Annotated in this window: 10 protein-coding genes; 1 reads left to right on the top strand and 9 read right to left on the bottom strand. The window is 53.6% G+C overall.

Annotated elements, in window-relative coordinates; all coding sequences use genetic code 11:
• Positions 1–17 precede the first annotated feature (17 nt).
• The 9 genes from J2I48_RS10230 to J2I48_RS10190 form a co-directional block, all read right to left on the bottom strand.
• On the bottom strand, positions 18–767 hold the full coding sequence (locus tag J2I48_RS10230; RefSeq protein WP_207335335.1) for a LytR/AlgR family response regulator transcription factor: 750 nt from the start codon (positions 765–767) through the stop codon (positions 18–20).
• Positions 764–2,410, bottom strand: coding sequence for a sensor histidine kinase (locus J2I48_RS10225; RefSeq protein WP_207335334.1), 1,647 nt, complete (start codon positions 2,408–2,410; stop codon positions 764–766). Before J2I48_RS10225 ends, J2I48_RS10230 begins: the two co-directional genes overlap by 4 nt.
• 294 nt (positions 2,411–2,704) lie before the next feature.
• Positions 2,705–2,944 carry a hypothetical protein gene (locus J2I48_RS10220; RefSeq protein WP_207335333.1) on the bottom strand — a complete coding sequence of 80 codons (240 nt, stop codon included), beginning with the start codon at positions 2,942–2,944 and terminating at the stop codon, positions 2,705–2,707.
• Between the two features lie 127 nt (positions 2,945–3,071).
• Positions 3,072–4,175, bottom strand: a complete 1,104-nt coding sequence (locus J2I48_RS10215) for a Gfo/Idh/MocA family protein (RefSeq protein ID WP_207335332.1) — start codon at positions 4,173–4,175, stop codon at positions 3,072–3,074.
• Between the two features lie 362 nt (positions 4,176–4,537).
• Positions 4,538–5,119, bottom strand: a complete 582-nt coding sequence (locus J2I48_RS10210) for a YdeI/OmpD-associated family protein (protein ID WP_207335331.1) — start codon at positions 5,117–5,119, stop codon at positions 4,538–4,540.
• Positions 5,120–5,229: 110 nt separating this feature from the next.
• Positions 5,230–5,838, bottom strand: a complete 609-nt coding sequence (locus J2I48_RS10205) for a hypothetical protein (protein ID WP_207335330.1) — start codon at positions 5,836–5,838, stop codon at positions 5,230–5,232.
• A 135-nt stretch (positions 5,839–5,973) separates the two neighbouring features.
• Entirely contained in the window at positions 5,974–6,864 is an 891-nt protein-coding gene (locus tag J2I48_RS10200) for a sterol desaturase family protein (protein ID WP_207335329.1), read from the bottom strand.
• A gap of 57 nt (positions 6,865–6,921) precedes the next feature.
• Positions 6,922–8,001, bottom strand: a complete 1,080-nt coding sequence (locus tag J2I48_RS10195; protein WP_207335328.1) for an AI-2E family transporter — start codon at positions 7,999–8,001, stop codon at positions 6,922–6,924.
• A gap of 57 nt (positions 8,002–8,058) precedes the next feature.
• A complete protein-coding gene (locus J2I48_RS10190; protein ID WP_207335327.1) occupies positions 8,059–9,846 on the bottom strand; it encodes a family 43 glycosylhydrolase in 1,788 nt (595 codons plus the stop codon).
• Positions 9,847–10,142: 296 nt separating this feature from the next.
• On the opposite strand from J2I48_RS10190, the gene J2I48_RS10185 reads away from it, so the two are divergent.
• Entirely contained in the window at positions 10,143–12,650 is a 2,508-nt protein-coding gene (locus tag J2I48_RS10185; RefSeq protein WP_207335326.1) for a zinc-dependent metalloprotease, read from the top strand.
• The last annotated feature ends 127 nt before the right edge of the window (positions 12,651–12,777 follow it).

The raw sequence follows: 12,777 nt of genomic DNA, 5'->3' as shown, positions 1-12,777 counted from the left end.
TAATTAAATAGATTGATTTACAGCAGGTTAAGCGCTCGTTTGATCGCTTCGCGCTTGCCCCTGGAGATGGGTATTTCAGTGCCGTTGGTTAAGAGCAGGAAGTCGCCGTATACCTTTTTCCAGCTTTTGATCCACTGCTTATTCACCAGATGAGACTGGTGGCAGCGCAGAAAACCGTGGGGCTGGAGCAGTTCTTCGTATTCGTAGATGGGCTTGCACACCAGCAATGCCTCGCCATCACCCAGAAAGAACGTCGTGTAGTTATTGGCCGACTCGCAACGGATGATCTCGCCCACTTTCACGAGCCGGGTTTCCTTTGCGGTGGCCAGGGCTATGCGTTGCTCTTCGTTGGCTTGGCCGCTCGTGAGCAGAGCTAACAGGTTGGTTAACTGTTGGTTATGTGCTTTTAGTCGGCGCTGCTTCATGGCCTTGTCTACAGCCGCCTGTAACTCGCCGATGTCGACCGGTTTGAGCAGGTAATCGACGGCGGCCAACCGCATGGCCTGAATGGCGTACTGATCGTAGGCGGTCACGATGATGACCTCGAAATCATAAGCGGGCAGGCTCCGAAGCAGGTCGACCCCACTTTGGCCGGGCATCTGAATATCCAGAAACACCAGGTCGGGTTGGTGTGCATAGAGCATGGCGCGGCCCGCTGCTGCCGATAGTGCCGTGGCGCACAACGTCACTTGCGGGCAGTAGGTCTGTAGCAGCGCCTGTATGTTGTCCAGGCTGTGGGGTTCGTCGTCGATCAGAATCGCCTTCATGCAAACCAGTTATTAAACCGTAGTAGTACCTCAGTACCGTTAGTAACCAGCTGATTGATAGTTAGTTGAATAGGCTGTTCGCTGTTCAGTTCATTCAGCAGCTTGATCCGGTCGTGGGTTAGTTTCAGGCCAAATCCGCCCGTTGGCTGGCTGGCGTCGAAGCCCCGGCCATTATCAGTAATGCAGATGGTCATGGCCTCGCCGGTTTTGTCGAAACGGACCGTGATCAGACCCACCTCCCGAAGCGCCGAAACGCCGTGCTTCACGGCATTTTCGACCAACGGTTGCAACAATAGGGCAGGCAGGCTGGTGTCGAATTGGTTGATGGCTTCGTCGAGGGTGAGTTGATACCGAAACCCAAACCGGAGTTGTTCCAGCTTCAGGTATGTGTCCAGCCCCTGAAGTTCTTTATCCAGCGATAGTTCTTCCTTGTTGCTGTTGGCCAGCGACTCGCGCATGAGCCGGGCAAAATCAGCCAGGTACGTGTTGGCTCCCTGAATGTCGCCCGTGTTGATCAGGCCCTGAATAGAGCTTAGGGCGTTGAACACGAAATGGGGGTTCAGTTGAGCATAAATGGCCTTTAGCTCCAGTTGCAGCTTGGTTTTGTTGGCCACTGCCTCGCGGTTTTTCTGTTTCTGCCGGACAAAAAGCACCCCAAAAGCACCCGCCCCCAGACAGGCGGTAATAAACAAGCCCACCATACTCCTGAACCACAGCGACTGATACCAGGCTGGTTGCACGGCAAAATAATAGCTGGTTACGTGCTGCGGCTGCACAGTGTAGCGAATGTTAAGCCGGTAACTGCCGGGCGTATAGTCTTTGAGCCAGATGAAGCTGTTATCGTACTCATTCGACTGCCAGGGCCTAATAACCTGCCCATCCCAAATCAACTCATACTGCACCTGCTCTTTGCTATAAATCTCCGCGTCGGTTAAATAGAAGATCAGGTTTCTATTGGTAGCTGGTAACGTCAGCGGGTCGGATGGCTTGTCTACCCGGCCCGACAGGCTGCCCGTGCCCGCATCGGTTTCTTTTGCCCAGGGGTATTGCAACTTCTTCAGAAACGCATCCAGGTTGTTTGACGTGTACAGACTGGAAATGGCGGGGCTGATGGGCACCCAGGCAATTAGCGAGGCACCCACGAGTTGCTGGTTGCCCGTTTGGCGAGCCTCCACGCTTATCATGTGGCCCAGGGGAGCCGTGAAACCACCCAAATAAGCCATTTGAGGCCAATCGCGGCGGTTAGACTCGGTGAATCGGTGGGGGCTACCCCAGGGCACCAACACCGTTTGGCCAGGATATTCTTTCACCCGAAACTGATACTCAGCAGCGTTTTTTGGGGTCACGCCGTGCAGGAAAAAATGCACACGGGCGGTATCAAACGTGGTGCGGGCTACGATATCGGCGAGTGGAAATCCCCGAAACAGTGAATCGCCAGCCAGTTGAGCCAGTTTATCAGTGCTGGCTTTCATATCCCAATACGAATCGTTCGGTTTGGGAACTGCCGCTATAATCCCAACTACTGAGGGATTGTCTGTCGTGCCGTCGGGGAAACTATGGGAGTATTTACCCCAGTCGAACTGCGCATGGGCAGTCTGGGTGGTCAGGAGCAGCAGGAATAAAAACGAGGTTGCCTTGTTCATGCCATCGGGATTGTTTGGCAAAGGTCAATTCCTTGTTTTATCGTATTCGCTCAACTGTGAATTCGGGCCAATCGGCTGTGAATTTGTGTGGGTCGAGGAGGTTGGTGGTTGCTTCGCTAGCTAGGCCCCGCGGCGGCGGACCGTCTCGACTGCGCTCGGGGTGACAATAATCTTGTCTCAAGAACTTGAATCTAGTGGCCTGTCACCCCGAGCGCAGTCGAGACGGTCCGCCGCCGCGGGGCACTAAGCGCGAAGCAACCACCAACCACAAACTACAAACCCTTTAACCCCCCCTCAATAAGCCTCTGTCAAATAAGGCAAATAAGGCTCCAGCTTATCGGTTGATTTAAACGCGCTGACCTGCAAAATGCGGTTGGTGTAGGCGTCATGGCGGATTTCGACGTAGAAACTGTCGAGGCTATAGAGCAGGAAAATAAATTCGTCTTCGTACCGATTGGCCAGCACACTGCCTTCGAAATAAAGGGCATTCAATTGGTCTTCGGTGTCGAGGCTGGTAAAGTGCGCGGGGTCCATACGGTGTCGATTTAGGGCGAATATAGGCGGGTGGGTTTAAAGTTCAAGGTCTAAAGTCCAATGTTATTTGCGCTTAGTAAAGCCGAGTTAACGCAACATTGGACTTTAGACCTTGAACCTGAAACTCTTATAAAGTGACCCGCCGTCCTTCTTTTGCCGCCTTATAAATCGCTTCGACAATACGAATGTCGGCCAGACCTTCTTCGCCGGGGACGAGCACGGGCTTGTTTTGCATGATGGCCTGTGCGTCGTTGTCCATCTGCGTCATCTGCTGCCAGGGGGCCTTGTAGGCCACGTCGGTGGTGAAGCCGTTGCTGCCCGTGCCCTTCACGCCCTCGTAGGCCGAATAAGGCTCCATCTCTAGTTTGCCTTTCTGACCCGTCACGTTCAGGAAATTCATGTTCATGCCGTAGCTGCTCTGCACTGCCGCCCGTGCCCCGCTGGGGAATTCGAGTTGGGCCATGCTGGTCTCGTCGAGGCCATTTTTATAGACCTCCGGGCGGGTGGTATACTGCTGGGCGGTGAGGGCAATCGGCTCTTCGCCGGTGGCGATGCGGGCACCCTGTAACACATACACGCCCATATCATACATGACGCCGCCGCCCATTTCTTTCTTCTGTTTCCAGTGATCGGTGCGGCCATCGTAGTAGCCCGCCGAGCAGCTCACCATCTGGATTTTGCCAATGTTGCCATCGCGCAAAAACTTGCGGTAGGACTGCGTGTTGGGGTCGTGGTGCAGGCGGTAGCCCACCGTGAGCACGCGCTTATTTTTCCGGCAGGCATCAATCATGTTCTGACATTCTTTGGTCGTCACGGCCATGGGCTTCTCCACCCAGACGTGCTTACCGGCTTTGGCGGCCCGTACCACATATTCTTCGTGCATCGACGGCGGCAGCACCACATACACCACGTCGATATCGGGGTTATTGGCGATCTGGTCGAACGTCTGGTACGAATAGATGTTTTTGTCGGGGATGTTGTACTGTTTTTTCCATTTTTCGGCCTTGGCGGGTGTGCCCGTTACGATGCCCGCGAGGTAGCAGTGTTTGGTCATCTGGAGGGCCGGGGCCAGCAGGTCGGTGCTGTAGTAGCCCAGCCCCACCAGGGCCACGCCTAGTTTTTCCTTTTTAGGCGAGGTGGCCGCCAGCAGCGTGTGCGGCGAAACAATAGTAGAGGCTGAAGCTACGGCGGAGGCCAGCGAAAGGGTCTGAAGAACGGTTCGGCGAAGCATGGGAAGGGAGTTAACTACGGAAGTGCGAAGGTTATACCGAAAAGAGTATTGGCTGGTTGATTTACCAATTTGCTAGTTCTAAATGACTTGTGTGATATTAGCCGCTGGTTGGGTAGTTTAGGCACAGAGTGCCGCAACGTCGGTAGAAGTAAAGCCGACACCGTGGCGACGAAGCCCTAGCGGGGCGCAACATGCGGATACGGTAGCAAAATCCTAAGCTAGAACTCATCTTCTGCGTATCCGCATGTTACGCCCCGCTGGGGCTTAGCGACTCCCAACCATTTCTCTGTTTTACCGACGTTACGGCACTCTGTGCCTAAGCTACCCCAGCCTACGCTCACACAGATCGCGTAGAAACACTACTACACATCATTCAACCCCTTCCCGACCAGAATTTGCGGTACGGATTTGTCAATTCTGGCTTCCCGTGTTTTGGCTTGTTTGGGTGCCGAAAAATGGAGCAAATACGCCCGTTGCCGACCCGGCGTTAAGGCCTCAAACGCCGTTTTCAGCGCCGGATTTTCGTCCAGTCTACGTCGAAATTCTTCGGGCATGGCGTAATCTGTTGTCTGTTTCAACGCTACCGTCAAGCCAAGCTTTTCCACTTCACAGGCCTCAAAAATGTAGGCTTTCAAAACGGCCGTCATCTCCGTTATTTGCTGCAAACTAGTAAACCGAATCTGCCGCGCCGATTGCACATTTTCCGTTTGCTGAACCAAAATACCTTCGGCATCCTGTAACAGCGTCCCTTTGACAAATAACACCGCACAATAGTCCTTGAACACATGCAGCAGCGCCACGTTATTCTGCTGAAATGTATAGCAAGGCACGCCCCACTTCAATTCCTCCGCCAGCCCACAGTCGAGCATGATCGTTCTTAGAAGTGCTAACTCTTCCTGCCACTTTTCGGCTTTGTTAAAGTAAAAATCAACTTTTGGATTCATGGATTGAATATTTACTTTTGTTAAGTTATTTATTATTCAATGATATGGTTAACAACTGAAATATTGATCTGCTTGCAACCTATAAAGACACAGAAAATGCGCCTCTAAGGTTAATAGCCGGCAGTCAATCCCTCCCTTTTTAGTAATTCGACTAAACGTGTGATGTCATTCAGAACCTCGTTTGAAGATATATTTTTTTTGTTGGAAGTACGGTATGGTATTGTAATTCCATGCCAGTGATATTCTATTTTCCATCTGCCAAATTCAGCGCTTATTTTTTTTCTGTGCTCTCTTCTTATTTTGGCCATGTTCGTAAGAATCATGATATACACAACAGAATTATTTACATGGCAAATCATTGAATAACTATCAAGCTCTCCTATGAGTCCGAACTGCGTGTAATTCCATTTGCTGTCTTTGTGAGTATATATTTCGCTAAAGCCATGTTTAGTTAATTCATTGAAAGGATATTTACTTAAAGCCATTCTTGATTTTCTGTAAGTCTGAAACTCCTTAAGTGTTCCTATTGTAATTGTAAAAATAGGAAAAAATATACTTATCGAAAACAAAATAGCAAGAAACAATTCGTACTTTGGTCTGTACCCATAAAAAAAACCCACTGCAAAACCTGATATAGTTAGGATAGTAAATATCGCTGATGTCCATTTTAACATAAGCAGATACTTGTCCTTGTTGAATTCTATAAATTCTTTAAGCATATTTTTGTTCTTAGAGTATTTGGAAATCTGTATGCTTGTCTGCGCGTTTTCATTTATATGAGACCGCTGGGTACGTTGGTAGTTCGCCAATTCAATCAAGCTACATCAACGCACCCAGCAGCCCCCTCTAATGCGTTACTTGCTGTGTTCCATGCCACTTAAGGCACCTGTTTGCCGGACGTAATTGCCGGGTTGAGCATGAGGCTCACCGACGGGTTGGCGGTAGGGCTGGAAGGGGACTTTCAGGATGCCGCCGATGTGGCTGTGTTCGTGGGCGTCGGGGTGGGTATCGACGCCGTAGATGAGGTCTTTGCCCGCCCGTTCTGCGTGGGTTTGGAAGAGGCGGTCCCAGACTGAGAAAATGTTGCCGTAGTTGGTGTTCGAGTAGGGGAGTACGTAATGGTGGTGCACGTGGTGCATGTTGGGCGTGACAAGCAGCCAGTTAACAGCCCGGTCGGCCCAGCGGGGTAGCTCGATGTTGGCGTGGTTAAACTGCGACAGAATCACCGATAACGCCTGATATAGGAACACCAGCCACATGGGCGCGCCCACCACCAGCACGGCGGCGGTGGTAAACAAAAACCGAATCACGCTCTCGCCGGGGTGGTGGCGGTTGGCCGTGGTGGTGTCTACATACTGATCCGAATGGTGTACGACGTGAAACTGCCACATCCATTTTACGTGGTGCTCGGTCCAGTGGGCCAGCCAGGCACCGCCCAGATCGAGCAGGAGCAGGCCCACCACGGCCTGTGCCCAGAGCGGCATGACTACCCATTGCAACAGGCCCACGTGATTGGCCACGGCCCAGTCGGACGTTTTGACGAGGATAAACGCCAGCGAAAAGTTGACGAGGATGGTCGTGAACGTAAAAAAAATGTTGATGCCCGCGTGTTTGGGCTTGTGGTAGTCGAACCGGATCAGGGGCACGATGCTTTCCAATAACCAGAAAAAAGCAATGCCACCCACCAGAATCAGGCTGCGGTGGGCCGAGGGAATATGTTCAAAGTACTGGACAAGACGCTCCATTGGTTCTGTGATTCGTGTAATTAAACCACAAAATACGAATAAAAAAGGACTTTAAACTCACTGTTCAGCCTTTGCTTCCGCGCGTTTTTCTACGTTGGCTTCATCGAGTTCGGCTTCCTCGCGTGATGCTTTATTCTGTTTGGCGAAGACCTGCATCAGCACGATGAAAAAAGAAAGAATGGTTGGGCCGATGACCAGGCCAAGGATGCCGAAAATGGGTACGCCCACCACAATGCCCACCAGCGTAACCAGCGGGTGTACGTCGCCCATGCGCTTGGCTAGTGTGATCCGCAGGACGTTATCGATGTTGGTGATCACAATGGCCCCTACCAGCAGGATGCCCACCCCCTGCGAGGTGTTGCCCTGCGAAAGTTGGATCAGGCCCGCCGGCGCCCAGACCAGGGGCGTGCCCAGTACGGGAATAAAGGCCATAAAAAAGGCCACCGTACCCCAAAACGCGGCATCGGGAACGTCGAAGATCCAGAGCGTAAGGCCGGTGAGGACGCCCTGCACAAACGACACCACTACCTGCCCCAACACGTTGGCATTCACGTTGTTGCGTAGTTGTTCACCCAAATCACTCAGGGTGTCGCGCTTAAACGGCAGGTAGCGACGGAGACCTTCCTTAAACGTCTCTTCGTCAGACAACATGTAGAAGAGCGTGAAAAACATCAGGCCAATGATGACTAGAAAATCGAGCAGACCACCCGCCAGCGAGGGCAGCTGCCGCGAGGCCAGCGTACCGCCCTGCTGAAGGATTTTACGGACATTTTCCTGACTGGTGATCTTGATGTGCGTGAGGTTCTCTACCTGTTTCACCAACCCCAAAATCTGATCGGTATGGGCTGCGTAGTACTGGATCCGGTCGATGAGCAGGAAGCTCAGCACCAAAAAAGGCAGGATGATAGCCAGCAGTGAGAAGACAATAATGCCCGATATCACCAGCGTCCGGTTCCACTTTTTGCGGTAGACCAGCTTGTAGAATATAGACCGGAAGATGACGTATAAGATCCCCGCGCCAAAGAACGCTGAGACATACCCCTGGAGGCCCGCTATAATAAAACCACCTAGTACCAATAGGCTGGTTATGAGCAGGATGCGCTGTTGTTGTGGAGTATAGATAGGGTAGTGGGCCATAACGTGTGTTGTGTACAATGTGTATATAACCGCGTTATGAGGAAGAGTGTTGTTGGACTATTTGGCCGCGACAACGTCGCTCAGACCGGAAACACCGGTTTCATTGAAAGCCTCGACGGCGAAAAAATAGGGTACGCCGCGGTTCAGGGCACGGAGCTCGAAGGGTTTACCAGGGCGGCCAACGGGGTCGTCGGCCCAGAACTGATAGGTTTGGTAAAGCTTGTCGGGCGCAATGCCCCAGCGGACGTTGTAGCCCAGCGCCCCCGGCACCGGCTGCCAGCTCAGGTCGGCATTCCTGTCGTCTTTCTGGCGTTTTGCCAGCAGCCCGGCAGGCGTGACCGGGGCTTTGCCTGTGCCGTTTCCGAAGATGCGAAACCCGTTGATGGCCAGATAGGGTCCGGCGGTATAAACATGCTCATAGCGCACGTATCGGGCTTTTTCGGCTTTAGGGAGGGCCACATACGCGCAAGCCCGGTCGCGCTTGCCCCAGCGGGTGGTGTCGGTCAAATCGGCCAGGGGGCGCCACGTTTTTCCGTCGACCGACCCTAGCAATTTGAACTGTGTGTAAACCGACGCATCAGTTTTGAAGATCGTGTTTTTGTGGTCCACGTAGTTCACCTGCGCGGCCCGCACGGTCTGTTCGCTGCCCAGGTCAACGGTCAGGGTCTCGCCGGGTTTGTTGCGCGTGGCCCAGAATGTACGCGGGTTTTCGTCCACAGCAAACGCGGCCCGGAGGGTATCTAGTGTAGAGCTAGACGTAACAGGTTTTTTATAGTTCAGCAGCATCCAGCCCATAAATGTGTCATCGCCTTTGGGGCCGTTTTGGGTGTCCCATTTACTTGTCGGCATCTTGTGCGGCCAATCGCCGAAGCGGGTGTCAGCGTAGAGTTGATCGGTTTTGTCGAAGCCCGCCGGGTGCATCACCATCCGCCGTTCCATGCCCCAGACCAGGCCAATCCAGGTGGTGCCGGTGTTCCAGTAGTTTCCCCATTCGTCCTGAAACGTGTTGCCGTGGCCGCAACCCGTGGCATAGCCGCCGGGGTGATAGGCAATGGGGTTATAGGGCGCGTAGTCCCACGGCCCCAGCGGCGACTTACTGGTGTAGGTGCCGTTAGCGTAGACGTTGTATTCGGTGCCGGGTGCGCCATATTGCAGGTAATAGGTGCCATTGTGCTTGGTCATCCAGGCTCCTTCGGTGAAGGGTTTCACCAGGTCGGCATGGTTAGGGCCGAAGCGTTCCCAGCCGTGCACCCAAGGGTCGAGCCAGAACATGGGCTTGGCTACGGTGGCAGCGTTGCGGTCGGCGTAGGTCAGGTTGCGGCTTTTGTCCAACTCAGCCCCAAACAGCGGATACACGTTCGACGACCCCCAGTACATATACCATTTATTGGTGTCTTTGTCATGGAACAGGGCCGGGTCCCAGGGGCCAATGTCTTTGGGCAGGCGCGGTAGCCAGCGGTTATAGAACTGGAGTTTACCTGTTTCGGGGGCTGTGGACATTAGAATGGGCCGCTGCTCAAATGTAGACTGAAACAAATACAGCGTATCATTCACCGACTCGACGGCGGGGGCGCACATATCTTCCATGGGCCACATTGAGGGGGTCACAAACCGCCAGTTGAGCATATCGGTCGAGTGCCAGTAGCCGCCCTGAATGGTGGCAAAAAGGTAGTAGGCGTTCTGGTGGCGAATGATCACCGGGTCGGCCCCGGAGCGGTAGGAGATGCCCTCATTGGTCTGCTCAAAATTATAGCGGTAGTCCAAGTCGATGGGGTTGCAATAGGTGGTCTGGGCTACAGCCAGCCCACTAACCAGCAACAGGATTAAGCACACACAGGGCTTCATGGGGTGAGTCGTTGTTTTTTCTACGAAGCAGACCAGTGCACTGATTTACTTTGGCGGGCCAGGTCACCCAGGTCAACCGTGGTAATTCGCTAACCATTCAATATATAACTAAGTAGTTTTCGGCTGATAGCGCACTGAATACTTACGATTTGGAAATAGTAAAGTATGTTTACTCTTTCATGAAAACTCTACCAACTGAGTTCCATTGAGAAAAATCCGTCTTACCCGTCCAACCTATATTACCCAGCATTTAGTCTATGGTTTTACCACTACCTATACGCGTAATCCTTTTGGCTTTGGCCTTTTGTTTGCCATCGGCTAGCCTGTTTGGTCAGCAGACCTTTTTCGAGTCGGCGGCACATCTCCGTTTTTCCACACCGGCCGCTCAGACTGTTCGGGCCTCTTCGGCCTACCTGCTCAGCGCTGATAAGCTGCGTAGTTTTCTGGAAAAGGCGCCGCTTGAATTTGACCGAAAAACCCCTGCCCTGCGCCTCAACATACCCCTGCCCGACGGGACTACCGAGTCGTTTCAGGTGGTGGAATCACCCATACTTGCTCCGGCCATTGCGGCCCAGAACCCAACTATTAAGACGTATTCTGGTACGGGAACCAGCCATCCTACTTACAGCCTGCGGTTTAGCCTGACTCCCAGCGGGTTCGATGCCATCGTGTTGGGGGTGTCAGGCGATGCTGTTTACGTCACCAAAACCAGCACTGATCCTACAGACCGGCTGTATCTTACCTACTTTGCCCGCGACGTGATTAAGGCACCGGCTGTTGTTCCCAAAGCAACCAGCCAATGTGGCACCAACAGCCCTCAGGCCCTCCCCACTACCGATAAGCAAGGCCGAAAAGGGGCACAAACCAACGTGGGCACTACCCTGCGGACGTTCAAACTGGCGGTGGCTGCTACCGGCGAGTTCACCGCACAACGGGGTGGTGGTGATGTCAATGCGGCCTATACGGCGCTGGTTGCCTTTGTTAACCGGATGAACGCCGTGTACCGCCGCGAGCTAAGTGTTGCCTTCACGCTGGTTAGTGGCGTAGGCCTGGTATACCCCAACGCCGCCACCGATCCCTACACCAACACGAACCAGATCACCATGCTGGGCGAAAATCAAACCAACCTGGATAATGTCCTGGGCAATGCCGCCTATGATGTGGGGCATGTAATCAGCTATGAAGGTGGTTCGGGTGGTGGTATCGCCAGTTCGCCATCGGCCTGCGTATCGGCTGATAAGGGCAAGGGCGTGTCGGGGGTGGGAAACCCGGCGCAGTTTGCCCCCGTGTTCGACGATCAGTTGCTGAGCCACGAGGTAGGCCATCAGTTTGGCATGAGCCACACCTTCAACAGCAGCATTCCCGTTTGCACCACCCGCGAGGCTACCACCTCGGTAGAGCCGGGTGCTGGCACAACCATCATGAGCTACGGCTTTACCTGCTCCGACGCCACCGGCAACGATGACTATGAAGCTGGTTACCAGCCATTTTTAAACTTTCACACGGTCAGCTACGAGCAGGCGGTCACCTACATCAACACGCTCTCCTGCTTCACCAGCAGTGGGTTGGGCAACGCCATTCCGGTCATCACCAGCTTCCCAACTGCAGTGACGATCCCTAAATCAACGCCGTTTATGCTGTCGGGTACGGCTACTGATGCAGACGCTGCCGACGTGCTCAGCTACGCCTGGGAGGGCACCAATATTGGCACCGTAACGCCCACGCCAGCCACGCTGGCCAACACGGCCATGCCCCCATTTTCGCGCAGTTACCCGCCTGTATCATCAGGTACACGTACTTACCCTCGGCTGGAAGCCATCCTGAACGGCAGTAATTACGCCAAAGGCGACAAACTCGCCTCGGTGGGGGTGGCAACCAACCACCGGCTAACTGTGCGCGACAATGTGGGCGGGGTGACCAACCAGAGCGTGACGATAACGGTAGATGGGGGGTCGGGGCCTTTTCTGGAAACTACCAACCTGGCTGGCAGCTATCCCGGCAATTCCGTGCAGACCATTACCTGGGACGTGGCCAATACCACTGCTCCGCCCGTTAACTGCGCTGCGGTAGACATTTTGCTTTCGACCGATGGCGGACAAACGTTTCCGACTACGCTGTTGAGTAATACGCCCAACGACGGGACCGAACCAGTCACGCTGCCTACCGTACTCACCAGTACAGCCCGGATTAAGGTTAAGGGTAGCAACACCATCTTCTTCGACATATCGAACGTTAATTTTAGCATTACCGCCAGCCTCCCCGTCGAGTTGATGGTGTTCCGGGCCGAAGCAGCCGTCAATCAGGTGCGGCTGAGCTGGTCTACGGCCAGCGAACATAACAGCGATTACTTTACGGTAGAGCGCAGCCAGCAACTAGGTGAATTTGGCCCGGTGGGCAACGTGACCGCAGCGAGAGAATCAGCGCAAATTCGGCACTACGGTCTCAACGACGATGCCCCCCTGCTGGGTACGAGCTACTACCGCCTGCGCCAAACCGACCGCGACGGCCAGATTCAGTTTAGTAAGCCGGTGGCTGTCACGCTCGACCCCTCGGCTCCGCTCTTGCTGGTGTCGCCCAACCCAGTGTCGTCTACGCTCATCCGTTACCAACTCTACAACATGCCCACCCCCGATATTAGCTTGAGTACGCTGACGGGCAAAGCTGTTGCCGTACAGGTGATCAGCGCAGAGCAAGCTGGTAGTCAAGCGCTTCGTCCAGTGGGGGCGTTGCCGGTGGGTGTTTATATTTTACGCGCCGTGTCGGGTACTACGCAACTATCACAGCGTGTGCTGGTAACCGACTGATGACCTTAGCTTGCCGATTGCCGCACCCGTCAGCCTCCGGGCAGCGTAATTGGCTGTTTAAGCAAAAAGGGAACCCGCAAGGTGTTCCCTTTTTTGTTTTGTGTGCCTCAATTATAAAAGCAGCCAA

Source organism: Fibrella aquatilis (assembly GCF_017353255.1).
Classification (GTDB): domain Bacteria; phylum Bacteroidota; class Bacteroidia; order Cytophagales; family Spirosomataceae; genus Fibrella; species Fibrella aquatilis.
This window is presented reverse-complemented; position numbering and strand designations above follow the sequence as displayed.

Bases quoted from the DNA above. Each gene is read 5' to 3' on its own strand.
- J2I48_RS10220 (WP_207335333.1), bottom strand. From the start codon at position 2,944: ATGGACCCCGCGCACTTTACCAGCCTCGACACCGAAGACCAATTGAAT.
- J2I48_RS10200 (WP_207335329.1), bottom strand. From the start codon at position 6,864: ATGGAGCGTCTTGTCCAGTACTTTGAACATATTCCCTCGGCCCACCGC.
- J2I48_RS10210 (WP_207335331.1), bottom strand. From the start codon at position 5,119: ATGAATCCAAAAGTTGATTTTTACTTTAACAAAGCCGAAAAGTGGCAG.
- J2I48_RS10230 (WP_207335335.1), bottom strand. From the start codon at position 767: ATGAAGGCGATTCTGATCGACGACGAACCCCACAGCCTGGACAACATA.
- J2I48_RS10195 (WP_207335328.1), bottom strand. From the start codon at position 8,001: ATGGCCCACTACCCTATCTATACTCCACAACAACAGCGCATCCTGCTC.
- J2I48_RS10225 (WP_207335334.1), bottom strand. From the start codon at position 2,410: ATGAACAAGGCAACCTCGTTTTTATTCCTGCTGCTCCTGACCACCCAG.
- J2I48_RS10215 (WP_207335332.1), bottom strand. From the start codon at position 4,175: ATGCTTCGCCGAACCGTTCTTCAGACCCTTTCGCTGGCCTCCGCCGTA.
- J2I48_RS10190 (WP_207335327.1), bottom strand. From the start codon at position 9,846: ATGAAGCCCTGTGTGTGCTTAATCCTGTTGCTGGTTAGTGGGCTGGCT.
- J2I48_RS10205 (WP_207335330.1), bottom strand. From the start codon at position 5,838: ATGCTTAAAGAATTTATAGAATTCAACAAGGACAAGTATCTGCTTATG.